The sequence below is a fragment of the Streptomyces sp. Je 1-4 4N24 genome (genome assembly GCF_026239515.1).
GTDB lineage: Bacteria > Actinomycetota > Actinomycetes > Streptomycetales > Streptomycetaceae > Streptomyces > Streptomyces nigrescens.
The window spans coordinates 2,739,128-2,766,108 of the sequence record NZ_CP110836.1 but is presented as its reverse complement, the minus strand read 5'-3'; the positions used below and the strand labels follow the sequence as shown (position 1 = coordinate 2,766,108).

Genomic DNA, 26,981 nt, shown 5'->3' with positions numbered 1-26,981 from the left:
GGCCGTCCTTCTGCGGAGGGGCGGCCGCTTCGTCGTCCCGGGTCCCGCTCAGTGCCCCAGCCGCTCCAGTGCGGCGAGCGGATAGCGTTCCCCCGCCACGGCGCCGTCGGGCACCGCCGCCCGGAGCCGGGCCGCCTGCTCCGGGCTCAGCGTGATCCCGGCCGCCGCCGCGTTCTCCTCCAGGTAGCCGCGGCGCTTGGTGCCGGGGATCGGGACGATGTCCTCGCCCTGGGCGAGCAGCCAGGCGAGGACGGCCTGTGCCGGGGTGCAGCCGAAGGACTCGGCGGTGGTCCGCACGGCCCGGACGAGGCGGAGGTTGCGGTCGATGTTCTCCTCGGCGAACCGCGGCCACCGGCGCCGGGCGTCCTCGGCGGTGAGATCGTCCCGTGCGGCGAGCGCGCCCGTCAGCATCCCGCGCCCGAGCGGTGAGTACGCCACGATGCCGATGCCGAGCTCCCGGCAGGCCGCCAGCATCTCGCCCTCCACGACCTCGCGGGTGAAGAGGGAGTACTCCAACTGCACGGCGCTGATGGGGTGGACGGCATGCGCCCGCCGCAGTGTCTGTGGGCTGATCTCGCTGAGGCCGAGGTGGCGTACGGAACCGTCGGCGACGAGGTCGGCCATCGCCCCGACCGTCTCCTCGATGGGGACGGCCGGATCACGGCGGTGCAAGTAGTAGAGGTCGATGTGGTCCGTACCGAGACGGCGCAGCGAGGCGTGGCAGGCCTCGCGCACCCAGGCGGCGGAGGTGTCGACCTCGTTCACCCGCCCCGTGGCGGCGTCGTGCCGCAGCCCGAACTTGGTGGCCAGCACCAGCTCGTCCCGCTGCGCTGCGGTACGGCTGTGCAGCCAGCGCCCGAGGAACTCCTCGTTGGCGCCGCGCCCGTAGGCGTCCGCGGTGTCGAGCAGTGTCACGCCGAGTTCGACGGCGCGGTCGAGCGTACGGAGCGACTCGGCGTCGTCCGGGACGCCGTACGAGGTGGACATCCCCATACAGCCGAGGCCGAGTGCGGGGACGGTCGGGCCGTGGGTGCCCAGCCGGCGGGCCTTCATCGTCACCTCTGCGCCCGTCAGTTGGCGACGTCGGCCAGAAAGGCGGACCAGGCGGCGGCGCTCAGGGTGAGTATCGGGCCGCCGGGGTTCTTGGAGTCGCGGATGTGTATGGCGTGGGGGCAGGTGGCCACTTCGAGGCAGTCGCCGCCTGCGCTCCCGCTGTAGGTGGACTTGTGCCAGTCGTAGGCGACCTCGACGCAGTTGCCACCTTCGCTGGCGCTGTAGCTCGACTTGCGCCATTCGTAAGCTACTTCGAGACAGTTGCCGCCTGCACTGCCGCTGTAGCTGGACTTGAACCAGTTAAGACCGTGAGAGAAGTGCTGGGCTGCTGTGCTGGTCATGACTCTCCTAGCAAGTCGTCCAGCAGGCTCTTCGTCTCCTCAGGGGTGAGGGCCTGCGACCGCAGCATCCCATATTTCTGTTGGTAGGCACTGACCTCGTCCGGATCATCGACCAGGAAGCTGATCCGTTGCGCTTCGATGTAGGCGAGGTACTCGTGATCGGGCTTCTCCAGCAGGACCAGCGGGCCGTCCAGGGCGGCATGGGTGCGCCGGGCCGTCGGCATGATCTGAAGCCCTAAGAAAGGGAGTTCGGCACACGAGCGGAGATGGCGGAGCTGTGCACGCAGAAGCTCCTTGCTGCCGATCGGCCGGTGAAGCACCACCTCTTCCAGGATGAAGTTGAGCATAGGACGAGGCTTCTTGCGCTCCAGCAGCTTCTGTCGGCTGAGGCGTCCCGAGAGCCACTCCTCGGTCTGCTCCTCGTCCAGCGGTGGATAGAGGGAGTCGAAGGTTGCTCGTGCGTAAGGTTCGGTCTGCAACAGACCTGGCACCACCTGGTTTTCGTACGACAGCAGCGTCAGCGCCTCCTCCTCATGCTCCACCAGGTCCTGCACGAACGCCGGCAGCTTCTCCCGCTCCGGTACCTTCGCCACCGCGACCGCCAACGCCCCCTTGGTGTCGAGGAGTTCGTCCAGCGTCTCGGCCAGGTCGAGCTTCAGTGGTCTGCGGCCCTGCTCGATGGAGCCGATGGTGTCCTCGTGCAGTCCTACCCGCTCGGCCAGTGCGGGCTGGGTGATGCGGGCCGCCCGCCGGAAGTGACTCAGCTGGGCGCCGATCACGTGCCAGGACGTGATCCTCTTCGGTTTGTTCGCCGGTTGCATGCGGTCTGCCTTCCCCTCCCTGTGACGGCATGACACAGCCAGAAGTCGTACAGCCGATCTGTACGACCTGACACTGTGGTCCAGCATAGTTACGCACTGTGACAGTGGCGCCATGCACAAGGAGATCCAGACACTCTGCGCCCGTACGGTGCGCTACCGGCGGGAGCGCCGATCCGTGCCGCTGGCAAGGGAGTTCGCCCGTCATGTGCTCGCCGACTGGGACCTGGAGGGCCGGGCGGACGACGTTCTGCTCTGCGTCAGCGAACTGGCGACCAATGCCCTGCTGCACGGCGTTCCGCCTGGTCGTGAGTACCGGCTGTGTCTGTCGCTGTACGAGGACGGGCTGCTGCGTGCCGAGGTGCACGACAGCGGGGGCGGCGAGCCGCGGGTCCCGGTGCGGGGCGGCGCGGCGGAAGAGGAGTGCGGGCGGGGGCTGTTGCTGGTGTCCGCGCTCGCGGACAAGTGGGGGGTCGGGGAGCGCGATCCGGGCAAGGTCGTGTGGTGTGAGTGGTGGCCGGAGTTCCGGGGCGGTCCGCGGTGACCGGGTGGGGGTGGCCGCGCCGGGTCAGCGGCAGTCCATGGTGTCGGCGACCTTCGTCAGGACGGCGCGTTTGATCGCCGCGTACTGGGGGTCCGAACCCGTGGCGAAGACGTGCACATACCTGCTCTCGCGGCCATGGGCGCACTCCAGTGCCGTGGCCGCGTCGCGGTCGAAGCGGAGGTCCTTGTCCGTCAGCTTCAAGGGCCGGGCGGACGAGACCTGTACCCGGGCCCGGACGCCGGTCGGCGAGAAGGCGTCCAGGGTCGCCCGGTCGCGCAGCACGAGTGCCGAGAACAGTCCCAGGTCGAGCGCGTCGTCGCCCTCCTCCAGGGCGGAGCACCTGCTGACCGGGTCGTCGCTGAAGCCGCCGAAGCGGTACACCTTCCCGTCGGCCCACTTCCGTACGGTCCTGGCGTCCGCCACGCCGCAGGGTGTCTCGCCGCGTGAGAGGTGCACGGGCTCCGGCGCGGGCCAGGTGAAGCGCCGGGGGGCGGGGAAGGGTTTGCCGCCGCACCGGGCTATCTGGGCGTTGCCGACGGCGAGCAGGCTCCTGGCGGCGAAGTCCGAGGCGGCGTGCCGGTCCGCCCCCGCGCTGGGAACGTTGATGTGCGCCAGCTTGTTGTGGCACTGGGGCAGGCGGAGCCAGCCGTCGACCCGGTTGCGGTTCGGCTTGATCATCCCGGGCAGGCCGTGTCGGAGCGGGACGGTGCCGAGGCCCCACCACAGATGCGCCTTGAGCGGGGTCTTCATGACGGTGGCGTCGAGCCGCCAGTCGCCCCGCTGCACCGTGCAATCCGGGTCGCCCCACCGGTCCTTCGTCTCCGTGACCTCCCAGGGGGCGCCGCCGGACGGGGCCGCCTTCGTCAGCAGCGAGCGGTCCAGGGAGCTCCAGCACGCCCGGTCGGGCAGTGCGACGCTCCAGGGCCACTGGTCGTTGACCGTGGCCCAGACGGCGAGGAGCAGCGCGACCGTGGCCAGGGCGACCGCTGCCCACAGCTGCTTGAGGCGCGGCGCGCGGCCTCCCGTGTTCGCCGGATGTTCGACTTCCCCCATGCCAAGTGAACCTAGGACGTGGCCCTTTGACGCCGCAACCGCCTGTGGACAGTTCCCGGAGTTGTCACCCCGCTGCCTATCGCCGGTCACGGGAGTCCGCTAGCGTCCCCGTCGCCCCATCGCAATGGATTGAGTGCAGACCATTGGCTGACTGATGGACCGTCAACTGGGAGGTCGGGCGTGGCACCTGAGGTATCGCGTAGACGGGTACTGGGAGTGGGCGCGGCAGCGGCGGGCGCGGCGATGGCCGGGTCGCTGCTGCCGCCGTCGCTGCGGCAGGCACTGGCGGACGACGCGGCGCGGCCGGTGCGGGGCGGGGGCGGAATCGAGGACGTCAAGCACGTCGTCGTGCTGATGCAGGAGAACCGCTCCTTCGACCACTACTTCGGAATGCTGCGCGGGGTACGCGGCTACGCCGACCGCAATGCGATCGAGCTGCCCGGCGGCCGGAGCGTCTACGAGCAGCCGGGGCTGCTGGGACTCGGGACCGTGCTGCCCTTCCCGGTGCGGGAGGCGGCCGCCGCGCAGAAGAAGGACCTGCAGTACATCGGCGCGCTGGACCACAGCTGGTTCGGCGGGGCGGTGGCGTGGAACGGCGGCTGGATGAACGGCTGGGTCACCGCCAAGACGGCCGCCACCATGGCCCACTACGACCGGCAGGACGTCCCCCTGCACTATGAGCTCGCGGACACCTTCACCGTCTGCGACGCCTACCACTCCTCGATCCACTCCTCCACCAGCCCCAACCGCAACCACCTGGTGAGCGGCTGGACGGGCTACGAGCCCAACGGGAAACGGGCGGTGGGCAACGACGCCTACGAGGAGGACACCCACCCCGGCTACACCTGGACCACCTACGCCGAGCGGCTGGAGCAGGCCGGCCGCAGCTGGCGGGTCTACCAGGAGTGGGACAACTTCACCGACAACAACCTGGAGTTCTTCGCGCGCTTCAAGGCGGTCGCGAAGAAGGCCCTGGCCAAGGTGGACGGGGTGCGGAACATGACCGCCTTCTACAGGAAGGTGGCGGGCACCGACGAGGCCGGGCGCAAGCGGCTGCAGGGGCTGCTGGAGGAGGGCGTCCAGGGGCTGGGCCGCGCGGAGCGGAGCCTGTTCGAGCGGGCGCTGCGGCGGGGGGAGCCGGACACCTTGGCGAGCGCGTTCGCCGCGGACGTGGCGGGCGGCAGGCTGCCCGAGGTGTCGTACCTCGTGCCGTCCGCGGCGGACTCCGAGCACCCCGGCTCGTCCTCGCCGGTCGAGAGCGCCACCCTCGTCTACAAGGTGCTGGACGCGCTCGGCAGGAACCCGGACGTCTGGCGGCACACCGCGCTCTTCCTGACCTACGACGAGAACGACGGGTTCTTCGACCATGTGCCGCCCCCGGTGCCGCCCGCCGGGACCGACGGGGAATTCTGGGACGGCCGGCCGACGGGACTAGGCATCCGGGTGCCGATGATCGTCATCTCGCCGTGGACGGTCGGCGGCTATGCCTGCTCCCAGGTCTTCGACCACACCTCGATCACCCGGTTCCTGGAGCGCTGGACGGGGATCGAGGAGCCCCACATCAGCGCCTGGCGGCGCACCGTCTGCGGCGATCTGACCGCCGCCTTCGACTTCTCCCGCGGGCGCCGGCAGCCGTCGGTCCGGCAGCCCGGCCCGGTCCCGGCGTTCAGCGGGCGATGGGCGCCGCGGCCCCCGGCCCGGCAGACGCTGCCGCCGCAGGAGCGCGGCAGCCGCCCGGCCAGGGCGCTGCCCTACCAGCCGGACGCCGACGGCGGCCTCGACCCGGGCGCCGCGGTCTTCCGGATGGCCGTCCGCAACGCCGGCAAGGCCTCCGCGCATCTGGCGCTCTATCCGTACGCGAAGGAGTTCGACGCGCCGCAGCACCGGGATGTGCGGGGGAAGGGGGAGTGGGAGGTGCCGGTGAGGGAGGGCACGTACCGCTTCACGGTGACCGGGCCGAACGGCTTCCGGCGGGAGTTCGCCGGTACCGGTAAGGGCGCGGCCGCGGCCGTCAAGATCAGCACACGGATCGACGCCGGGCGGCAGGAGCTCCATCTGACCGTCCTCAACCACAGCCGCACCGAGCTGACCTTCACCCTCGCCCCGCTGGCCTATACCGGCTCCGCGCCGCGCACGCTGAAGGTGAAGGCCGGCGGCAGCCGCACCGTCGCTCATCCCGCCGCGGCCGCGCACGGCTGGTACGACCTCGGTCTCACGGTCGCCGAGGACCCGTCCTTCCGCCGCCGGCTGATGGGGCATGTCGAGAACGGCAAGGAGTCGGTCACCGGCTGAGACACGGTGTACGGGGCGGGGGAGGCACAGGGGTGAGGTCCTTTTCTGACCTCTTTTGTGGGGAAGTCCACAAAGAGGTCAAAGGATCTCTTCCGGCTGAGATTCTGCTCCGGAGAGGCGGACCGGGCGCTTCCGCTTTCGGGCGGGCGACGGCCCGCCCCGTCCCCGTACATCCGCGCTCGGCACCGCCCGCCCCGGGAGATATCGACGCACAACCCGGGAAGCAGACGAGGTCCGTGACCGCTCTGGCTCGGTGGTGTCTCAGGCGCCGCATCGTGGTGATCGTGCTCTGGCTCGCCGCCTTCGCGGGGGTCGCCGTGGCCGCGGGGGTGACAGGGGCCGCGTACTCGAACAACTACGAGGTGCCCGGGACCGAATCCGGGCAGGCGAGCGCCCGGATGGCGAAGGCCTTCCCGGACCGCTCCGGGGACAGCGACACCCTCGTGTGGCACACGGAGTCCGGGACGGTGCGCTCCGCCGCCGTGAAGAAGACGATGCGGCACACCCTGGAGAAGATCGCCGGGCTGCCCGGTGTCTCCGAGGTGCAGGGCCCCTACAGCAGGCACGCCGACGGCCCCGGCGCACGGCAGATCAGCAAGGACGGGCACACCGCCTACGCCTCCGTGCTCTTCGACCGGCGCACCGACGACCTGGACGTCGACCGGGTCCAGAAGGTCGTCGACACCGCGCAGGCCGCGTCCCGTCCGGGCCTCCAGGTCGAGCTGGGCGGCGCCGGCATCGCGCTGACCGAGGTGCCCCGCGCCCAGCTCGCGGAAATCATCGGGCTGTGCGCCGCGGCCGTGGTGCTCTTCCTCGCCTTCGGCTCGCTCGCCGCGACCCTCCTGCCGATCATCACCGCGCTCGCCGCCGTCGGCACCGCCTCGGCCGGTATCACCCTGCTCAGCCATGCCATGACCGTCGCCGACTTCGCCCCGATGCTCGGCATGCTGATCGGGCTCGGCGTCGGCATCGACTACGCGTTGTTCATCGTGACCCGGCACCGCAAGGGCCTCCGGGAGGGCCTGCCGGTCGTTGAGGCGGCCACCCGGGCCGTCGCGGTGTCCGGGCGCGCGGTCGTCTTCGCCGGTGCCACGGTCTGTATCGCGCTGCTGGGCATGCTGATCCTGCGGCTGAGCTTCCTCAACGGCGTCGCCCTCGCCGCCTCGCTCACCGTCGTCCTGACCGTGGCCGCCGCCGTCACCCTGCTGCCGGCGCTCCTGGGGCTGATCGGGATGCGGGCACTGAGCCGTCGCGAGCGCCGCCGGCTGGCCGCGCACGGGCCGCGGCCCGAGCGGCCCACCGGTATCGCCGCCCGCTGGTCCGGCTTCGTCGAGCGGCATCCCAAACTGCTGGGCACCGTCGCCGCGGCCGTCATGCTCGCCCTGGCACTGCCGGCCTTCGGTCTGCATCTGGGCACCTCCGACCAGGGCAACAACCCGGCCACGTCGACCACCCGCAAGGCGTACGACCTGCTCGCGGGCGACGGTCGTGGGAGCGGCTTCGGTCCCGGCTCCAACGGGCCGCTGACGCTCGTCGGCACCCTGGACGGCGCCAAGGACCGGATTGCGTTCGACGCCCTGCCGGAGCGGCTGCGGGACACCCCCGGCGTCGCCCGGGTCAGCCGCCCCGTGTTCGACGGCGGCCACAGCACCGGCGTGATCACCGTCGTACCCACCAGCTCACCGCAGTCCCGGCAGACCTCCGACCTGGTGGAACGCCTGCGGACGGAGGTGCTGCCCGAGGCCGGGGGCGCGGCCACGCTGCGGGTACGGGTCGGCGGGATCACCGCCAGTTATGACGACTTCGCCTCCGTCATCGTCGGCAAGCTGCCGCTCTTCATCGGCGTCGTGATCGCCCTGGGCTCGGTCCTGCTGCTGCTCGCCTTCCGCAGCATCGGCATCCCGCTCAAGGCCGCGCTGATGAATGTCGCGGCCGTGGCCTCGTCGTTCGGGATCGTGGTCGCGGTCTTCCAGTGGGGCTGGGGAAGCGAACTGCTGGGGCTGGGCAGCGCCGGCCCGATCGAACCGTTCCTGCCGGTCATCATGGTGTCGGTGCTCTTCGGCCTGTCCATGGACTACCAGGTGTTCCTGGTCTCCCGGATGTACGAGGAGTGGCAGCTGACGCACAACAACTGCCGGGCGGTACGGGTCGGCCTCGCCGAGACCAGCCGGGTGATCAACTCGGCGGCGGTCATCATGATCGCGGTGTTCGGGGCCTTCGTCCTCAGCGGCGACCGGATCATCGCGATGTTCGGCATCGGCCTGGCCGCCGCCGTCGCCCTGGACGCCTTCGTGCTCCGCACGCTGCTGGTGCCCGCCCTGATGCATCTGCTGGGCGGCGCCAACTGGTGGCTGCCGTCCTGGCTCGACCGGTGGCTGCCCCGGATCAGCATCGAGCCGCCGCCGGAGCCGGGCGCGGTGCGGCTGCCCGGCCCCCAGGACGGGGAAAAACCGCTGGTGAGGGCGTAGGGGCGGCGCCTGGACCCCGGTCTCGGGCCGCCGGAGCGCGATGTCCGCGGCCGGCGTGTCGCCGACTGTCGCCCGCTGACTGCCGCCGTTCTCATCCGACTCTCAGACGCGGCGCCTACGGTCGCGCCCATGGGTACCAGGACGACCGAGAAGAAGACCGACGACGAGACGACCGTGCCGGCGCAGGCCGCCACGGAGACCGCCGCGATCCCGGAGGCCACCGAGGCCGAGGCGGCCGGGAAGGCCGCCGCCAAGGCCGACGAGCAGACCGATGACAACGCCGCCCTCGCCGCGCAGGACGAGGCCAGCGACCTCGACACGGGCGACGGCACCGACGAGCCCGGCCCCGACACCACCCCCGCAGCGACGTCCAACGGGATCGCCGCCGGCGCCGGTGCCGTCGTCGCCGCGGGGCTCGGCCTCGCGTCCGTGACCGGCACCTGGCTCGGCACGACGATGGCCGAGCGGGCCAACCTGTTGGGCCAGATCAAGCTCCAGTCGGGCAAGGCCCAGGCCTCCGAGCAGATCTCCGCCGTATACGGCGCCTCCTGGCACACCAACGCCCTGGTCAACGGCTTCTTCGCGCTCCTCGCCGTGATCGCCGCCGCCGTGGTGCTCACCCGCTCGCGCGCCACCTGGGTGCGGGCCGTGGCCTGGGGCGGACTGGCGCTGGGCGCGCTGGGCATCCTGATCTCCGCGGGCATGTACCTCGACCTCTTCGGCGGTATGCCCACCGTCCCCAAGATGCCGGCAGGCGGCGGCGGCGGACCTGCTGCTCCGTAACACCGAAGCCGACGCCAACACCGAAGCCGACGCCCGCCCAAGACCCACCGGTCCGCCCGGTGGGTCTTTGCCGTCGGCGGGGACGCGGCGGCCCGATGCTCCGGGCGGCCGAAGCGGCAGTGGCCACCACGCGTCACACCGGAATCCACAAGTTGATTGAGCCTTCACAGTCACCGAACTAACATGGGTAACTACCGTGTGTAGATCAACTGTTGGCTGTTGGGGTGAGATCAGCGAACAACTCCGTCGAAACACCTTCCTTCCCTGATGACGCTGGAGCGGACTACTTCATCCGGGAGTACCGCACCGCCGTGAATCCCGCCCGCCGGGATCTCCTGGAGAACAAACCGCCCCTGCTCATCCTCACCACGTCGGTGAACGCCCCGGAATCCCACACCCACCGGGTCCTGGAGGCGCTGCGCTGGGCCCTCGGCCCCGAGCACAAGCGGGTGCTGCACACCGTGCTGCACGCCGAGGAAGAGGTGCCCCTCCTGAGCGTGCAGGCGGGCGCGGGGCTCGGGTTCGACATCCCCCGGCGCTCGGCACCCGACCGGTTCCCCGACTTCTGGCTGATGGCGGACGCCGTCGACCACATACGGGAGAGCCGGGCCGGCAGCGGCGGGCTCGGGGCGCGCAAGTTACGTGACCACGTCTACCGGCAGCGCGCCGAACGGGGCGGACTCCCCGGCCTGTTGTGGCACATGGGCGGCACGGACACCGCACCCATCGGCGGGGTGCGCGGCTTCTTCGTCGGCCTCGTGTGGCACTCGCTGACCCGGACACTGCCCCGGTGGATCTGGGCCCGCCGGCAGAACCGGCGACTCGTGAGGTCCAAGCGGAGCGGCTGGCTCGGCAAACACCTCAACGCGACCGCCGGCGGGGCGCCGGTGTTCGAACTCCTCGACCAGGTAGGGGCCCGCCAGGCGCCCCGGCTGAGCCTGGAACCCGACCACCCCCGGCACAAGGAGGGGCTCGCCGCCCTCGAACTGATCCTGCTGCGCGCCCTCCTGGAGGATCTGCAGAAGCCTGCCGTCGGGCGCCTGCTGCCCAAGCGTCGCCGCCGGGTGTCCCGCCCCGTACTGCTGCTGGAGATCCCACCGGAGGGAGCCCCGGGGGCGGACACGGCGGAGCGCTTCCTGCGCGCGTTCCACACCCTCCAGGCCGGTCTGGACGGACCGGGCCCGCTCGTCATCGCGGTCGGCAGCCCCTCCGGCTCCCTGCAGACGGAGCTGGGCGTGGAACGCACCAATCTCCGCCGGGCGAGCAGCCTGCTCCACTCCAGCAACCCGCGGCCGGTCGTGGTGCCTCTGGAGGACGAACCCTTCGAGCGCCCCGGGCTGCAGATTCCCCCGGTGCAGCCGCGGAAGTTCATGATGGGCTGGCGCGCCGTGACCGCGGTGGAACTGACCGCGCTGGCCGCGGTCCTGGTGGGCGGCGCGGCCGCCCCCAGCCTCTGGCACGCGCCGCCGGACACCCGGTGCGTCGGCGGGGACCGGCCGGTCGCGGCCGACGGCCAGAACAAGATGGTCGAGGTCAAGCCGAAGGAGTGGTACCAGGCGACGCTGGACCGGATCGAGGCGCAGAACCACGACGCCGAGAAGTACGCCCCGGACCGGGCGGTGCGCACCGTCGTGGTCTTCGAGTCGGACCCGCCGACGGACGCCCGGGACACCATCTTCGACGGGGCCATCCCCGAACTGCGCGGGATCGCCATGTGGCAGGAGTGGCTGATCAACGATGCCGCGTCGAACTCCTCCCGGGTACCGCTGAGGGTGGAGGTGCGGCCGGTCGGCGCGGGCTTCCGCAACGCGGTCCCCGCCGTGCGCCAGCTCATCCGGGAAGTCAAGCAGGAGGACTCCGGAGAGGAGTACGAGAAGGTCGTCGGCGTCCTGGGCTTCGCGCAGAGCACGAAGGAGACCCGGGACGCGGTGGAGCTGCTGGGCAAGTCCGGCATCCAGATGCCGATGGTCGGCACGACCGCGACCGCGGACGAGATGCAACGGAGCGACACCTACTGGCCCTTCACCCCGGACAACAGCGAGGAGGCCCGGATCGAGGCCGCATTCGCCGCCCGTTCCAACATCGTGGCGAAGGCGGGGCAGGCGAAGCCGAATGCGCCGGCGGAGTGTGTGCCGGCCCGCAAGGCGGTGATCGTACGGACCCCCGGCGACCTCTACAGCGAGAGCCTCGCCGACAAGTTCCAGCAGTTCTTCCAGGGCGACGAGACGGTCATCAGCTTCTCCCAGAGCTCACAGCTCATCGACACCCCCGCGGGTACCCAGAAGGCGACCTCGCCGGACCGGCTGGCCAGCCAGGTCTGCCAGGCACTGAAGGCCGACCCGGACACCGCCGTCTACTGGACCGCGCGGGCCCGGGACTTCACGGCCTTCGTCAACGCCATGAACGTCAACGGGACCTGCATCGAGAACGGCCTGACGGTGCTCGGCGGCAATGAGCTGACGAATGTGGCACTCACCGGCGAGTACGCCGGAAAGGGCTGGCTCCGGCTGTACCACTCCGCACACCGGCTGCCCGAGGAAGACCAGCGCGCCAGCGCCAAGACGCAGGAGTTCGTCAGCCTGTACAACCGGAACTACGCGCACGACCCCTGGCGGCAGGACGGACACTCCGCGGTCTCCTACGACGCGTTCCACGTCCTCTCCAAGGCGGTGGACGAGGCCCATACGGGCAACAGCGTGTACCGGCAGTCCATCGTGACCGGGCTGAGGAACGGCATCAGCTTCGACGGTGCCACCGGGTTCGTCAGCTACTCCGAGTTCAGCAGCGGCCCACCGGAGAAGAAGACACTGGTGATCCTGAGGCAGGCGGCCTCCGGGCCCGAGGCGGTGGTCGCCTGCGGCGCCTACCGCCAGTCGGTGAAGACGGAGCAACAGGATCCGGCGTGCCGCCACTGAGCTTCACGGCGGCCGGTGTCCGGGGTCCCTACGGCCCCCGGACACCGTCCCTAGGCATCCGTCCGCCCGCCGGCAGCGGTTCCTAAGGACCGTCCGTGCACGGAGATCGGGAACTCTCCCGATGTGGCGGACCCCCCTTGGCGACGAGGCTGTAACCACTCGGCACACCGTCGGGGAAGCACCTCACCGCCGTCAGGGGAGACACCATGTACCACTCCGAACTGGAGATCCGGATCCGCTACGAAGAGCTGCGCCGCGCGGCCGACCGGCAGCGCCTGGTGCGCGAGGCGACCGAGGCCCGGCGTGCCGGGCGCCGCGGCGCCGCCCGGTCCGGGGCGAACGAACCCGAAGGGCGGGTGAGTGTGTGGGGCCGGCGGGCGCGGGTACGCCGCGCCACCGCCTGACCCCGAGGCTCCCGTGCCACACCACACGCCGGCCCGACCGCCCCACGCCCGGCCCCAGGTGCACACCGCACCGGGCCGGGCGTTCCGCGTACCGGGCCACTCGTTCCGCGCACCGAAACCCCCTGCCGGATTGTCGTACCCCTGTGCCATGCTCAGCAGCGTGGAGACCAGGTCCGTCAGTCCCGTGTTCGTCGGCCGCGCGGCCGAACTCGCCGTGCTGGGGGACGCGCTCGACCGCATCGCGGCGTCCGGCGAGCCCCAGGCCCTGCTGATCGGCGGTGAGGCAGGGGTCGGGAAGACCCGTCTCATCGAGGAGTTCGGCGAGTTGGCCCGCGCCCGCGGCGCGCTCGTCGCGCTCGGCGGCTGCATCGAGATCGGCTCCGAAGGCCTGCCCTTCGCCCCGTTCTCCGCGATCCTGCACACCCTCAACTGGCATCTGCGCGACGAGCTGGCCGCCGCCGTCGCCGGCCAGGAGGGCGAACTCTCGCGCATCCTGCCCGAATTGGGGGAGGCCCCCGGCGAGGCCCATGACGAGGAGACCGGCCGCGCCCGCCTCTTCGAGCTGACCGCCCGCCTCCTGGAGCGGCTCGCCACGCACCGCACCCTGGTCATCGTCATCGAGGACCTCCACTGGGCCGACCGCTCCACCCGCGAGCTGCTCGCCTACCTCCTCAAGGCCCTGCACGACGCCAACGTCCTCCTGGTGGCGACCTACCGCTCGGACGACATCCACCGCCGCCACCCGCTGCGCCCCTTCCTCGCCGAGATCGACCGGATGCGCACGGTCCGGCGCGTCGAGCTGGCCCGCTTCAACCGCGAGGAGGTCCGCTCCCAGATCGCCGGGATCAACGGCAGCGACCCCGAGAAGGACACCGTCGACCGGGTCTACAAGCGCTCCGAAGGCAACGCCTTCTTCGTCGAGGAACTGGCCCGCGGCCTCGCCGACGGCTGTCTGCACGGCCTCAGCGACCCCCTGCGCGATCTGCTGCTGGTGCGCGTCGAGGCGCTGCCCGAGGACGCCCAGCGGGTGGTGCGCACGGCAGCCGAGGGCGGCTCCACGGTCGAACACGAACTCCTCGCCGCCGTCTGCCGGATGCCCGAGGACGACCTCATCGAGGCGCTGCGGGCGGCCGTCGGCAGCAACACCCTCGTGCCCACCCAGGACGGCACCGGCTACCGCTTCCGGCACGCCCTCGCCCGCGAGGCGGTCGTCGACGATCTGCTGCCCGGTGAGCGCACCCGCCTCAACCGCCGCTATGCCGAGGCACTGGAGGCCAATCCCTCGCTGGTCCGCGCCGAGGTCTGCGCCGCCCGGCTGGCCAGCTACTGGTACAAGGCCCATGACGCCGCCAAGGCCCTGCCCGCCGTCCTCGCCGCCTCCGTCCAGGCCCGCCGCCGCCATGCGTACGCCGAGCAACTGCGGCTGCTGGACCGCGCCCTGGAGCTGTGGGACGACGCGCCCACGGAGGTCCGCCAGGGGGTGCGCCCGGTCGACTACGCCGAGGCGTATCCGGCTTGCGGCTCCGACGACGGCGACGCCCTGCGCTTCCTCGACCTGCTCGCCGAGATCGCGGTGGCCGCCCGGCTGTCCGGCGACATCGAACGGGCCTTCACGATCACCAAGCGCGCCCTGCGCTCGCTGCGCCACGAGAACGACCCTCCCCCAAGCTCTCCACACGGTTCGAGCAGGGGGGACCCCCTTCGCAAGGCATGGTTCCTGGTGCAGCGCTCCCGGCTCTGCCAGGGCACCGGCCGCGGCAACGGCTGGGAGGACCTGGGCAGCGCACAGGAGCTGGTGCGCGGGCTGCCGCCGTCCTCCGTGCACGCCGAGGTGCTGGCAGCCGTCGCCAGCTGGGAGGTTCTGCACGAACCGGGACCGGGCACCTTCGCGACGGCCGAGCGCGCCGTGGAACTCGCCCAGCTGGTCGGCGACGAACATGCCGAGCTCAACTCCCGGCTGACCCTGGCGGGGCTGCGGATCGACTCGGGAGAGGTCGACGAAGGGCTCGCCGACTTCCGTATGAGCCTGGAGCGCGCCGTCGACCGCGGCTACTTCGCCGTCATCGGCCGTGGCCAGGTCAACCTCGCCTCCGCGCTGGAAGGCGTCGGCCGCTCGCGTGAAGCCGTCGACGTCACCGACCAGGGCATCGAACTCACCACTCGCTACGGCCTCAAGGACAGCACCAGCTGGGTGCTGGGCAACCGCGCCGAATCCCTGCAGTCGCTGGGCCGCTGGGAGGAGGCGCGCCGGGCCGTCGCCGACGCCCGCCGCCTCGCGCAGAACCCCCGCGCCATCGCGCTGGCCGCCTGCCGACGCGCCGATCTCGCACTGGACGAGGGAGACCTCGCCAAGGCCGAGCGCGAACTGGCCATTACCCAGGAGTACTACGGCACCCACGACCCACAGCCGCAGAATGCCCTGGTCATGGCGCGGCACGCCCTGCGTATCGCCGCGCGCCAGGGCCGCATCCTCGACGCCCGCAGCGTCCTCCAGCGGGCCCTGGACGCAGGCTTCCCGCCCGGCACCCAGCGCTATGCCTGGCCGCTGCTGTGGGCGGCCACCACAGCCGAAGCGGACGCCCGCGGACTGCCCGCCGCCGAGCCCGGCCGGGCCGCGATCCTCGCCCGTATCCGGGAGGCCGCCAAGCGGCTGCCCCAGCTCTGCCCGGTCTGGTCGGCGTTCGGCCTCGCGGTCGACGCCGAACTCCGCAGGGCCGAGGGCCGCGAGACCCCCGACGCCTGGGCCGCGGCGGTCGCCGCCTTCGAACCCCTGGAGCGCCCGCACGAACTCGCCCGGGCCTGCTACCGCTGGGCCGAATCACTCCTCCACGGCAGTGAGCGGGCCACCACCGGACTGCACGGCCGCCCCCCGCGCGAAGCCGCCCTCCTCCTGCTCACCCAGGCGCACACCGCCGCCGTGACGATGGGCGCCCGCCCGCTCGCCGACGAACTCGAACTCCTCGCCCAGCGGGCCCGCATCCCCCTGCCGGGCCTGACCCCGGCCACCACAGCCGGGACGGCCGGGACGACTGGGACGGCTACGGGTGGTACCGGCCGCGCCGGTGCCGGGGCGTCCGCACCCTCCGGCACCGCCCCCGCCGAATCCCTCGGCCTGACCCCGCGCGAACGCGATGTGCTGCGGCTGGTCGCCGACGGCCGCAGCAACCGCCAAATAGCCGACGCCCTGTTCATCTCCCCGAAGACCGCCAGCGTCCATGTCTCCAACATCCTCGCCAAGCTGGGCGTCTCCGGCCGGGGCGAGGCGGGCGCGGTGGCGCACCGCCTGCGCCTGTTCGGCGAGCCGACGCCGGGCTAGGACGCATCCGGCTCCGGACCCGGCCCCGCAGGCCGCCCGGGTGTTCTGACGACGACGGTGCCCGAGGAGAGATCGATCGGGCCCTTCCCGGGATCGCCGTCGCCCACGTCATCGACGACGAGCGACATCTTCTGCCGCTCCTCGTCGGTGTGTTTGCGCCCTGGTGCGAACAGTTCCTCCGCGATGTTGAACATGGTGCCCTGCCCCCTCTTCGGCGTGAGCGCACCCGTCCCCTGCTCCCCGAGTGTAGGCAGGACATCCGAAAAGGGGATCTGCCGGATCAGCTCACCTTGAGGCGGAGAATCCGGTCATCGCCCTTGTGCGGGGTGCTCCGTCCGTCGGTGTTGCTGGTGACCAGCCACAACGCACCGTCGTCGGCCGCCACGACGGTCCGCAGCCGTCCGTAGGTGCCGTTCAAGAAGGCCTGCGGAGCGGCCACCGGCTCCGTCCCGTTCAGCGGGATCCGCCACAGCCGTTCGCCGCGCAGTGAGGCCATCCAGAGCGAGCCCTTGGCGTAGGCGATCCCGCTGGGTGAGGCGTCCGCGGTCTTCCACTGCTCGACCGGGTCCACGAACCCGGGTCCCTTCGCTCCGCCCTTGGCCTCGCCCTCGACCTCCGGCCAGCCGTAGTTCTTGCCCGGTTCGATGAGATTGAGCTCGTCCCAGGTGTCCTGCCCGAACTCCGAGGCCCACAGCCGCTTGTCACGGTCCCAGGCCAGCCCCTGCACATTGCGGTGGCCGTAGTCGTACACCACCGAATCCGCCTCGGGGTTGCCGTGCGCCGGCTCGCCGTCCGGCGTCATCCGCAGGATCTTGCCGGCCGGTGAGTCCTTGTCCTGGGCCAGCCCGCTGTCGCCGGTCTCACCCGTGCCGACGTAGAGCATCTTGTCCGGGCCGAACGCGATCCGGCCGCCGTTGTGGAGCTGGCCCTTGGGGATGCCCTTGAAGATCGTGTCGGGCGCGCCCAGCTGATTGCCCTGCGGACGCTTCTCGTCGTAGTTCATGCGGGCGATGCGGTTGTCGGACGCGGTGGTGAAGTACGCGTACACCTGGTGGTCCGCACCGAACGTCGGGGACACCGCGATCCCCAGCAGCCCGCCCTCGCCCCCCGGGTCCACACCCGGCACCGACCCCAGTTCGGTCTTCTTCCCGTTGTCCGCCGAGACCCGGACGATCTTTCCGGTGTCACGGGAGGCGACCAGCAGGTCCCCGCCCGGCAGCACCGCCACACCCCACGGCGACGTCAGACCGGTGGTCAGGGTGCGGGTCACCTTCACCGAGCCCTTGGCGGGCGGTGCGGTGGAGGACGGCTTGGCGCCCGGTGAAGCGGCGGCGCCGGGGCTCTTCGAGGGGGCGGCGGAGCTGTCACCGCCCTGGGGCGCGCCGCCGGACGAGCAGCCCGCTGCCAGGAGCAGCGAAGCGGCGGCCAACACGGCGGTCTGGGAACGGCGTTGCACGGCAGGGTCCTCTCGTCGGCAGGGCGTGGACAAGAACACCACATCGCGCGCCGCGGCGCCGCGCCTTGTGCGTTCCGGAGCCACTCCCACCTGCCATGATCCGGCGCGGGCGGCCGGGCCGCGAGCGGGGCGAGCCCGCGGACCGGACCGGGCGCGGCGGGCCCCCGTGGCGAGCGCGGCGGGCTCATGGGACGACGCCATGCCGCGGCCGGACGGGAGGGAGGGGGCTCAGAAGGGAGCCACCCCCCTCAGTACCAGGACCCGCGCGCCGGCGGCAGCGCGGCGATCTCCGCCAGATCCTCGCGGGTGAGCGTCAGATCCGCCGCCTTGGCGTTCTGCGCCGCCCAGCGTTCCTTCTTCGTGCCCGGTACCGGGACGACATGCCGGCCCTGCGCCAGCGCCCACGCCAGCGCCACCTGCCCCGGCGTCGCACCGTAGCGGGCGCCGACCCGCCGCAGCCCGGCCACCACCGGCTGGTTCGCGGCCATCATCTCCGCGGTGAAGCGGGGGTGGCGGGCCCGTATGTCCTCCCGTTCGAAGCCCTGCCCCGGGGTGAGGGTGCCGGTCAGATAGCCGTTCCCCAGCGGCATTGCCGCCAGGAAGCCGACACCCCGCGACTCGCACCACGGCAGCAGCGCCTCCAGCGCCTCCGGCGACCACACCGACAGCTCGGCCTGCACACTGCTGACCGGGAACACCTGCTGGATCCGCTCCAGTTGGGCCAGCGTGCCGTCATGCATCCGGGAACGGCGACGCCCCGCGCCGGCCGGCCGCCGCTCCGTACGGGCCGTGCGGGCCGGCCGTACCGCCCGTGCGCCCACCGCGCACAGCCCCAGCGACCGCACCTTCCCGGCCGCCACCAGCTCCGCCATCGCCCCCCAGGTCTCCTCTATGGGCACCTCGGGATCGGCCCGGTGCAGCTGGTAGAGGTCGATACGGTCGGTCTGCAGCCGGCGCAGCGAAGCGTCGCAGGCCCGCTTGACGTAGCCGGGCCGCCCATTGGCGACGATGTGCTGCTCACCCACCAGCAGTCCGCACTTGGTCGACACGAACGCGTCCGCCCGCCGCTCCTTGAGCACCCGCCCCACCAGCAGCTCATTGGTGAACGGGCCGTACATGTCGGCGGTGTCCAGCAGGCTGCAGCCCCGGTCCAGCGCGGTGTGCACGGCCCGCAGCGAGCTGTCCAAGCTGCGCTGCGACTCGGTGTACCCCCAGCTCATCGGCATACAGCCGAGTCCGATGGCGCCCACTTCGAGGGCCGCCGCACCGATTGTCCTGCGCTCCACCTGGTTGTGCCTCCGTCCCCTCGCCCCCGGTCAAGGGCCAGACCAAACTAACGTCTGAACAGAACGTCTCTTCGCATAGCCTCGGGCCATGGCAACAGCAGGGCAGCGCACCGACGCGCGTGACGTATGGCTCCCGATCCCGCCCGACGAGATCGAGGGCCTCCCCGACGGTCTCCACTACGTCCACTGGGACGCCGGCCCCGACTACCCGGCCGACCCCGCCCGGTGCGCCTTCTATGCCGTTCCCTATATGAAGAGCCCGGAGATCCTCCTGAGCCCGCTGGCCCGGATGAGCCGGGTACGGGCGGTGCAGACGCTCACCGCCGGCATCGATCACATACTCCCGGGACTGTCCGACATGCCGTCCGGTGCCCAACTGTGCAACGCCCGCGGGCTCCACGACGCCAGCACCGCGGAGCTGGCGCTCACCCTGATCCTCGCGGCGCTGCGCGATATCCCGGGCTTCGTCCGGGCCCAGGACGCGGGGGAGTGGCGGCCGGACTTCCGTCCGGCGCTTGCCGACAAGTCGGTCCTCATTGTGGGCTATGGTTCGATCGGCAGTGCCATCGAAGACCGGCTCACACCCTTTGAATGTGCGCGGGTCGTGCGCATCGCACGCACCGCGCGTGACACAGTGCGCGGTCCTGTGCATCCACTCTCCGACCGGTCCGCCCTCTTGCCCGACGCGGACGTCGTCGTGCTGGCGACTCCGCTCACCGACGCCACCCGTGGCCTGGTAGGAAGCCGATTCCTGGGGCGGATGAAGGACGGCGCACTGCTGGTGAACATCGCGCGCGGCGGAGTCGTCGACACCGGGGCACTGCTCGCCGAGCTGGAATCCGGACGGCTGTACGCGGCGCTCGATGTCACCGACCCGGAACCCCTGCCCGACGGACATCCGCTGTGGCACGCTCCCGGCGTACTCATCACTCCACACGTCGGTGGTCCCAGCTCTGCCTTTCTGCCCCGTGCGAAGCGGCTGCTGAGGGAACAGTTGACGCTTTTCGCGGCCGGAGAGCCCCTGCGGAACGTGGTCGCCACGGCCCACTGAAAGCGGTTGCGCGTAGCACTACGAGGCCGTACGACTGCAAGGAGTGTTCGCCTTTCGCTCCTAGTCACGCTCCGTAGAGACGCTATGTCCCTGAGTGACGGAACTGGTGTATCGTCCCGAGCGGGGACGACGCCGGGAAAGACGCGGCGCGTGCGAACGATCCGGGACTCGAGGGGGGCGACGGGCGATGTACGGCCGATGGACGAGTAGCGAGAAGCACGATCCGCGAGCGCCCGCGGGAATACTGCGAGGCCCCCAGGAGCATCGCTCGCGACGGCGCCCGGTGCGGGTGAGCGGGAGAATCCGGTGAGCGCCCCCGGGGCGATGCTCTCCAGGCCACCGGCGTCGGCCGGCAATCCGCCGAGCGCGGTGCCGCAGATCGTGCTGGCCGTGGTCTGCGGCGGCTATGCCATCGGCGCCGCGTTCGGCTGGGGATCGCCCGAAGTCGCGGCCATCATGGGGGACTTCGGCCTCAGCTTCGCGGCGTTCCTGGCGGCCGTCTCCTGCGCGCTGTACGCACGCAAGCGCCGCAGCCGGTTCCGTCCGGCCTGGATGCTGTTCGCCGCGTCGTCCTGCATGGCCGGCCTCGGCAACGGCGTATGGGGCTGGTACGAGGTCATCGAAGGGGTCACGGTACCCAGCCCCTCCCTCGCCGACTTCTGTTTCCTGCTGTTCGCGCCGCCGGCCATCGTGGGCCTGCTGGTGCTCGCCAAGAGGCCGGTGACCAGGGCGGGTTGGGTCTGCCTGGGTCTCGACTCCTGGCTGATCGCAGGGTCGCTGGTCACTCTCTCATGGAGCCTCGCGCTCGCGCACACCGCCCATTTCCAGGGCCGCAGCGTGGCCCAGAGCGCACTGTCACTGGCCTATCCGCTGCTGGACATCGTGCTGGTGAGCATGGTGCTCGCACTGCACTTCCGGCGCTCCTCGGTACACCGCTCGGCCATCAACACCGCTGTCGCGGCACTGGCGTTGACGGTGCTGTGTGACGCCGTGTTCAGCTCGCCGCTGCTGCGCGAGCACTACCGCTCCGGCCAGATCCTGGACGCCGGATGGTTCGCCGGCTCGATGCTGCTCGCGTACGCGCCCTGGGTCGCCCGCCGCGCGGGTGAGGAGTGCACCGCGGAGGAGGCCAAGCCCGCGGCCCGCCGGGTCCAGCCGCACGGCAGCCGCCCCATCGCGGGCTCGCTCGCCGCGCTCACCCCGTATCTCGCCGCCGCCGTCTGCACGCTGGGCATCCTCACCAACGTCCTGGACGGGCGGCGCATCGACCGCGTGGTGCTCTTCACCGGCTGCACGGTTGTCCTCGCCCTGGTCGTCCGCCAGGGCATCATGCTGCTCGACAACATCACCCTCACCCAGGAGCTGGCGCAGAAGGAGAACCACTTCCGCTCCCTGGTGCAGGGCTCCAGCGACGTCATCATGATCGCCGCCCCGACCGGTGTGCTCCGCTATGTGAGCCCGGCCGCCGCCGGAGTCTACGGCCGGGACGCCGAGGAACTGGTCGGCTCCGAGCTGGCCTCGCTGATCCACCCCGAGGACCTGGGCCGGGTGGTGCACGAGGTCCGCAGATTCCTCGCCGCGTCCCCCGAGGACGAACCGACCACCCGTATCGAATGCCGCTTCCGCGCCGGTGAGCAACGCTCCGGCGGTGACGGCTGGCTGAACGTCGAATCCACGGTCAACCGCCACGACGGCGGCCTGATCTTCAACTCCCGCGATGTCACCGAACGCGTCCGGCTGCAGGCCCAGCTCCAGCACAACGCCTCGCACGACGCGCTCACCGACCTGCCCAACCGCGCGCTGTTCACCGAACGCGTCACCCAGGCCGTCACCGGTCGCCGGGCCAGCGACCACGACACCGCCGTGCTCTACATCGACCTCGACGGCTTCAAGCAGGTCAACGACACCATCGGCCATCAGGCGGGCGACGAACTGCTGGTGCAGGCGGCCCGCAGGCTCGCCGACTCGGTGCGTTCCGGCGACATAGCGGCGCGGCTTGGGGGCGACGAGTTCGCCGCGCTGATCACCGGCGACGGTACCCGTGACCGGGCCGCGCGGGAGTTCCGTATCCACGAGATCGCCGACCGGCTGCGTATCAAGCTCTCCGAGCCGTACCGCATCGACGGCCGGGACGTGCGGGTGGCGGCCAGCATCGGCGTCGCCTTCGCCGACCCCGGTGTGACCCCCGCGGGCCTGCTGCGCAACGCCGACCTCGCGATGTACCGCGCCAAGCAGGCCGGCAAGGGCCGGGTGGAGCTCTACGCCCCGCAGATGCAGAACGAGGTCGCGCACCGCGCCGAGCTCGCCGGCAAACTCCGTACGGCCCTGAACGACGGCGCGTTCGCGCTGCTGCACCAGCCCGTGGTGGAGCTGGCGACCGGACGGGTCACCGCGGTCGCGGCACACGCCCGCTGGCGCTCCGCCCAGGGCATTCTCTTCACCCCGGCCGAATTCCTGCGGGTCGGCGACCGCGGCCGGCTCGCCGAGGACGGCGACCGCGCCGCGGAGCTGGACCGCTGGCAGCTGGAGGAGGCCGTCGAGCAGGCCGCGGCGCGCCACCGGGCCGGCTATCCGGTCCCGGTCGCCGTCCGGCTCTCCGCCCGCCGGCTGCTGGACCACGCGCTGTCCCCCAAGGGCGTCGAGTCGCTGCTCACCCGGCACGGCCTGCCCTCGCGTGCGCTCGTCGTGGAGCTGTCCGAAAGCGATCCCCGTATCCCGCTGGACGACCTGGAGCGCCGGCTGGTCGCGCTGCGCCGGCTGGGCGTACGGATCGCCCTCGACGGCTTCGGCAGCGGGTACGCCGCCATCAGCGCGCTGCGCCGGCTCCCGGTCGACGTACTGCGGCTGGACCGCGGGCTGGTGGACGGCGTGGTGGAGTCCGCCCGGCTGCACAAGATCACTGCGGGGCTGCTGAGGATCGCCGGAGACCTGGGCATGCAGTCCGTCGCGGACGGCGTCGATCTGCCCGAGCAGGTCCTCGCCCTGCGCTCCATGGGGTGTACTCACGGCATGGGCACGGCCTTCTCCGGGCCGCTCGACGAACACCGGCTGCGGCGGTCCCTGACGCACGCCCACTATCCGGTGCCGGACCTGGCGGGCCAGGGCCGCGCGGTGGTGCTCACCGGCAGCGGTCTGCCCGTCCGGCAGGGCGGTCCCGTGGGTCCGGAATCGCTCGTGCATCCGCCATTGCGCTCAAATAGTGAGACCTCCGTCCCACCCACTTGACACTCGGTGCACGGCGGGGGGAGGGTCAGTGCCATGCGCACCCGAATTCTCGTACTTGGAAAGCGCGTCGGCTGAAGCTGGTCCCTGACGAAACCAGCTCATCGCACCGACGCGCTCCCCTCGCTTGCCACCTGGCACGGGGGGTTTTTTGTTGCACAGCAACCTCACAAATCCCGTCAAAACCCTCAGCTTCGAGAAGAGACGCAGATGACCGAGCAGGCCTCCGGGGCCCACCATCCGCAGCCGCGGGCCCGTAACGCCGGCGGACCGCAGCAGCCCGCCGCCGTCGAGCACGTCACGGGTGCGCAGTCCCTCATCCGTTCGCTCGAGGAGGTCGGGGCCGACACCGTGTTCGGCATTCCCGGCGGTGCGATCCTTCCGGCGTACGACCCGATGATGGATTCCTCGAAGGTCCGGCACGTCCTGGTGCGTCACGAGCAGGGCGCCGGTCACGCAGCCACGGGATATGCGCAGGCCACCGGCAGGGTCGGCGTGTGCATGGCGACCTCGGGTCCGGGTGCCACCAACCTCGTCACCCCGATCGCCGACGCCCACATGGACTCCGTCCCGCTGGTCGCGATCACCGGTCAGGTCGCGTCCAAGGCGATCGGCACGGACGCCTTCCAGGAAGCGGACATCTGCGGCATCACGATGCCGATCACCAAGCACAACTTCCTGGTCACCGACCCTGCCGAGATCCCCCGGACGATCGCCGAGGCGTTCCACATCGCGGCCACCGGCCGCCCCGGCCCGGTCCTGGTCGACATCGCCAAGGACGCGCTCCAGGCACAGACCACCTTCGTCTGGCCGCCGCACACCGAGCTCCCCGGCTACCGCCCGGTGACCAAGCCGCACGCCAAGCAGATCCGTGAGGCCGCCCGGCTGATCGTCGAGTCCAAGCGCCCGGTGCTCTACGTCGGCGGCGGCGTGATGAAGGCCGGCGCCACCGCCGAGCTCAAGGTGCTCGCCGAGCTGACCGGCGCCCCCGTCACCACCACCCTGATGGCGCTGGGCTCCTTCCCCGACAGCCACCCGCAGCACGTCGGGATGCCCGGTATGCACGGTGCGGTCACCGCCGTCACCGCGCTGCAGAAGTCGGACCTGCTGATCACCCTCGGCGCCCGTTTCGACGACCGGGTCACCGGCAAGCTGGACTCCTTCGCGCCGTACGCCAAGGTCGTGCACGCGGACATCGACCCGGCGGAGATCGGCAAGAACCGTGCCGCGGACGTGCCGATCGTCGGTGACGCCCGTGAGGTCATCGCCGACCTGATCGTCGCCGTCCAGGCCGAGTACGACGCCGGCCACCGGGGCGACTACAGCGCCTGGTGGAAGGACCTCAACCGCTGGCGCGACACCTACCCGCTCGGCTACGACCTGCCGGACGACGGCAGCCTCTCCCCGCAGCAGGTCATCGAGCGGATCGGCCAGCTCGCCCCCGCCGACACCATCTACGCCGCGGGCGTCGGCCAGCACCAGATGTGGGCCGCCCACTTCATCGGCTACGAGCAGCCCTCGACCTGGCTGAACTCCGGTGGCGCCGGGACGATGGGCTATGCCGTCCCCGCCGCGATGGGCGCCAAGGCCGGGCAGCCGGACCGTACGGTCTGGGCGATCGACGGCGACGGCTGCTTCCAGATGACCAACCAGGAACTGGTCACCTGCGCCCTCAACAACATCCCGATCAAGGTCGCGATCATCAACAACGGAGCGCTGGGCATGGTCCGCCAGTGGCAGACCCTGTTCTACAACCAGCGCTACTCCAACACCGTGCTGCACAGCGGCCCCGAGTCCAACGGCCTGGTGACGGCGGGCAAGGCCAGCGGCGGCACCCGCGTCCCGGACTTCGTGAAGCTGTCCGAGGCGATGGGCTGTGTCGCGATGCGCTGTGAGGACCCGGCGGAGCTGGACGCGGTCATCGCCAAGGCCAATGCCATCAACGACCGCCCGGTCGTGATCGACTTCATCGTCCACGAGGATGCGCAGGTGTGGCCGATGGTCGCCGCCGGCACCTCCAACGACGAGGTCATGGCCGCCCGGGGCGTGCGTCCCGACTTCGGCGACAACGAAGACGACTGAGCCCAGGACGTCACGGACGCACGGAAGAAGAGAGAAGACCATGTCCAAGCACACGCTCTCCGTCCTGGTGGAGAACACCCCCGGCATCCTCGCCCGGATCGCCGCCCTGTTCTCCCGCCGCGGCTTCAATATCGACTCCCTCGCGGTCGGGGTCACCGAGCACCCCGACATCTCCCGCATCACCATCGTGGTCAGCGTCGAGTCGCTGCCGCTGGAGCAGGTCACCAAGCAGCTCAACAAGCTCGTCAACGTTCTGAAGATCGTCGAGCTGGAGCCGGGCTCCGCCATCCAGCGCGAACTGGTCCTGGTCAAGGTCCGCGCCGACAACGAGACCCGCTCGCAGATCGTCGAGATCGTCCAGCTCTTCCGCGCCAAGACCGTGGACGTCTCGCCCGAGGCCGTCACCATCGAGGCCACCGGATCCAGTGAAAAGCTGGAGGCGATGCTCAAGATGCTGGAGCCGTACGGCATCAAGGAACTGGTGCAGTCCGGGACCATCGCCATAGGCCGAGGCGCCCGGTCCATCACCGACCGCTCGCTGCGCGCACTGGACCGTTCGGCCTGACCGCCGCGGTCCAACCGGACCGTATGGCGAGACCCACCGCCTTTCCCCGCCCCGCCCGACGTACTGTGTGGGCACCCGCTAGATCCAAGGAGATACCCGAAGTGGCCGAGCTGTTCTACGACGACGATGCCGACCTGTCCATCATCCAGAACCGCAAGGTCGCGGTCATCGGCTACGGAAGCCAGGGCCACGCCCACGCGCTGTCGCTGCGTGACTCGGGCGTCGATGTGCGGGTCGGTCTGCACGAGGGTTCCAAGTCCAAGGCCAAGGCCGAGGAGCAGGGCCTGCGCGTGGTGACGCCGGCCGAGGCGGCCGCCGAGGCCGACGTCATCATGATCCTGGTGCCGGACCCGATCCAGGCCAAGGTTTACGAGGAGTCCATCAAGGACCACCTGAAGGACGGCGACGCGCTGTTCTTCGGCCACGGTCTGAACATCCGCTACGGCTTCATCAAGCCGCCGTCCAACGTGGATGTCGCCCTCGTGGCCCCCAAGGGCCCGGGCCACCTGGTCCGCCGCCAGTACGAGGAAGGCCGCGGTGTGCCGTGCATCGCGGGCGTCGAGCAGGACGCCTCGGGCAAGGCGTTCGAGCTGGCGCTCTCCTACGCCAAGGGCATCGGCGGCACCCGCGCCGGCGTCATCAAGACCACCTTCACCGAGGAGACCGAGACCGACCTGTTCGGTGAGCAGGCCGTGCTCTGCGGTGGCGCCTCGGCGCTGGTCAAGGCCGGCTTCGAGACCCTGGTCGAGGCGGGCTACCAGCCGGAGATCGCGTACTTCGAGTGCCTCCACGAGCTGAAGCTGATCGTGGACCTGATGTACGAGGGCGGCCTGGAGAAGATGCGCTGGTCGGTCTCCGAGACCGCCGAGTGGGGCGACTACATCACCGGTCCCCGCATCATCAACGACCAGACCAAGGCCGAGATGAAGAAGGTGCTCGCCGAGATCCAGGACGGCACCTTCGCCAACAACTGGATGGCTGAGTACAACGCCGGTCTGCCGAAGTACAACGAGTACAAGAAGACCGACGAGGACCACCTGCTCGAGACCACGGGCAAGAAGCTCCGCAAGCTGATGAGCTGGGTGGACGACGAGGCGTAAGCCCGGGGACAGGGGGTCGCGGCGATGCTGCGGCCCCCTCGTCCATGGCGCCCCGCGGCGCCTTGTCCGCCGCGTAGAACCACGCACGGGTGATCCTTCCGCATCGGCACAGGACGCGCCCCCCACCGCCACTACACTGCCAAGCACAAGCGCGTCAGGCTCACAGCGTCGTGCGTCTTCCACGCGGCATGCCCCCTTCACCGCCTTCGGCCGTCGGGACGGCCGTCCGCGA

At 70.9% G+C, this 26,981-nt stretch carries 19 protein-coding genes; 12 read left to right on the top strand and 7 right to left on the bottom strand.

Going from position 1 to position 26,981, the window contains the following annotated elements; genetic code table 11:
* Window positions 1-48: 48 nt before the first annotated feature.
* Genes SLV14N_RS11660 through SLV14N_RS11650 form a run of 3 tightly spaced genes read right to left on the bottom strand, consistent with a single transcriptional unit; the run spans window position 49 to window position 2,215 of the window.
* Window positions 49-1,053, bottom strand: coding sequence for an aldo/keto reductase (locus tag SLV14N_RS11660; protein ID WP_263273105.1), 1,005 nt, complete (start codon window positions 1,051-1,053; stop codon window positions 49-51).
* 17 nt (window positions 1,054-1,070) lie between these two features.
* Window positions 1,071-1,394: a DUF397 domain-containing protein gene (locus tag SLV14N_RS11655; RefSeq protein WP_263269271.1), complete on the bottom strand. Its 324-nt coding sequence runs from the start codon at window positions 1,392-1,394 to the stop codon at window positions 1,071-1,073.
* Entirely contained in the window at window positions 1,391-2,215 is an 825-nt protein-coding gene (locus SLV14N_RS11650) for a helix-turn-helix transcriptional regulator (protein ID WP_263269270.1), read from the bottom strand. Before SLV14N_RS11650 ends, SLV14N_RS11655 begins: the two co-directional genes overlap by 4 nt.
* 112 nt (window positions 2,216-2,327) lie before the next feature.
* On the opposite strand from SLV14N_RS11650, the gene SLV14N_RS11645 reads away from it, so the two are divergent.
* On the top strand, window positions 2,328-2,756 hold the full coding sequence (locus SLV14N_RS11645; protein WP_263269269.1) for an ATP-binding protein: 429 nt from the start codon (window positions 2,328-2,330) through the stop codon (window positions 2,754-2,756).
* 24 nt (window positions 2,757-2,780) lie between these two features.
* Here SLV14N_RS11645 and SLV14N_RS11640 read toward each other — a convergent pair whose 3' ends face one another.
* A complete protein-coding gene (locus tag SLV14N_RS11640; RefSeq protein WP_263269268.1) occupies window positions 2,781-3,809 on the bottom strand; it encodes a hypothetical protein in 1,029 nt (342 codons plus the stop codon).
* Between the two features lie 180 nt (window positions 3,810-3,989).
* Here SLV14N_RS11640 and SLV14N_RS11635 point away from each other — a divergent pair, with 180 nt between their 5' ends.
* The 6 genes from SLV14N_RS11635 (at window position 3,990) to SLV14N_RS11610 (ending at window position 15,987) form a co-directional block, all read left to right on the top strand.
* The gene (locus SLV14N_RS11635) at window positions 3,990-6,101 is read left to right on the top strand and encodes a phosphocholine-specific phospholipase C (protein WP_263269267.1); all 2,112 of its coding nucleotides are present in this window, start codon (window positions 3,990-3,992) and stop codon (window positions 6,099-6,101) included.
* A 236-nt stretch (window positions 6,102-6,337) separates the two neighbouring features.
* Complete coding sequence (locus tag SLV14N_RS11630; protein WP_263269266.1) at window positions 6,338-8,569, top strand: MMPL family transporter; 2,232 nt, start codon at window positions 6,338-6,340, stop codon at window positions 8,567-8,569.
* A 129-nt stretch (window positions 8,570-8,698) separates the two neighbouring features.
* The gene (locus SLV14N_RS11625) at window positions 8,699-9,352 is read left to right on the top strand and encodes a hypothetical protein (RefSeq protein WP_263269265.1); all 654 of its coding nucleotides are present in this window, start codon (window positions 8,699-8,701) and stop codon (window positions 9,350-9,352) included.
* A gap of 224 nt (window positions 9,353-9,576) precedes the next feature.
* A complete protein-coding gene (locus tag SLV14N_RS11620) occupies window positions 9,577-12,267 on the top strand; it encodes an ABC transporter substrate-binding protein (protein WP_263269264.1) in 2,691 nt (896 codons plus the stop codon).
* A gap of 206 nt (window positions 12,268-12,473) precedes the next feature.
* Window positions 12,474-12,671 carry a hypothetical protein gene (locus SLV14N_RS11615; RefSeq protein ID WP_208680863.1) on the top strand — a complete coding sequence of 66 codons (198 nt, stop codon included), beginning with the start codon at window positions 12,474-12,476 and terminating at the stop codon, window positions 12,669-12,671.
* 148 nt (window positions 12,672-12,819) lie between these two features.
* Complete coding sequence (locus SLV14N_RS11610) at window positions 12,820-15,987, top strand: helix-turn-helix transcriptional regulator (RefSeq protein ID WP_263269263.1); 3,168 nt, start codon at window positions 12,820-12,822, stop codon at window positions 15,985-15,987.
* Here SLV14N_RS11610 and SLV14N_RS11605 read toward each other — a convergent pair.
* The 3 genes from SLV14N_RS11605 to SLV14N_RS11595 all read right to left on the bottom strand — a co-directional run bounded on the left by SLV14N_RS11605 (window position 15,984) and on the right by SLV14N_RS11595 (window position 18,729).
* Entirely contained in the window at window positions 15,984-16,181 is a 198-nt protein-coding gene (locus tag SLV14N_RS11605; protein WP_263269262.1) for a DUF6191 domain-containing protein, read from the bottom strand. The two genes, SLV14N_RS11610 and SLV14N_RS11605, sit on opposite strands and share 4 nt — an antisense overlap.
* An 86-nt stretch (window positions 16,182-16,267) precedes the next feature.
* Window positions 16,268-17,443 (bottom strand): sorbosone dehydrogenase family protein, encoded by a 1,176-nt coding sequence (locus SLV14N_RS11600; protein ID WP_208680860.1) that lies wholly within the window; start codon window positions 17,441-17,443, stop codon window positions 16,268-16,270.
* Between the two features lie 248 nt (window positions 17,444-17,691).
* Complete coding sequence (locus SLV14N_RS11595; RefSeq protein ID WP_208680859.1) at window positions 17,692-18,729, bottom strand: aldo/keto reductase; 1,038 nt, start codon at window positions 18,727-18,729, stop codon at window positions 17,692-17,694.
* Between the two features lie 88 nt (window positions 18,730-18,817).
* Here SLV14N_RS11595 and SLV14N_RS11590 point away from each other — a divergent pair, with 88 nt between their 5' ends.
* The 5 genes from SLV14N_RS11590 to ilvC all read left to right on the top strand — a co-directional run bounded on the left by SLV14N_RS11590 (window position 18,818) and on the right by ilvC (window position 26,749).
* Window positions 18,818-19,780 (top strand): 2-hydroxyacid dehydrogenase, encoded by a 963-nt coding sequence (locus tag SLV14N_RS11590; RefSeq protein WP_263269261.1) that lies wholly within the window; start codon window positions 18,818-18,820, stop codon window positions 19,778-19,780.
* 324 nt (window positions 19,781-20,104) lie between these two features.
* A complete protein-coding gene (locus tag SLV14N_RS11585) occupies window positions 20,105-23,005 on the top strand; it encodes a bifunctional diguanylate cyclase/phosphodiesterase (protein WP_208687822.1) in 2,901 nt (966 codons plus the stop codon).
* 207 nt (window positions 23,006-23,212) lie between these two features.
* On the top strand, window positions 23,213-25,084 hold the full coding sequence (locus tag SLV14N_RS11580; protein ID WP_208680857.1) for an acetolactate synthase large subunit: 1,872 nt from the start codon (window positions 23,213-23,215) through the stop codon (window positions 25,082-25,084).
* 40 nt (window positions 25,085-25,124) lie between these two features.
* Window positions 25,125-25,649 carry an acetolactate synthase small subunit gene (ilvN, locus tag SLV14N_RS11575; protein ID WP_208680856.1) on the top strand — a complete coding sequence of 175 codons (525 nt, stop codon included), beginning with the start codon at window positions 25,125-25,127 and terminating at the stop codon, window positions 25,647-25,649.
* Between the two features lie 101 nt (window positions 25,650-25,750).
* Entirely contained in the window at window positions 25,751-26,749 is a 999-nt protein-coding gene (ilvC, locus tag SLV14N_RS11570) for a ketol-acid reductoisomerase (RefSeq protein ID WP_208680855.1), read from the top strand.
* The last annotated feature ends 232 nt before the right edge of the window (window positions 26,750-26,981 follow it).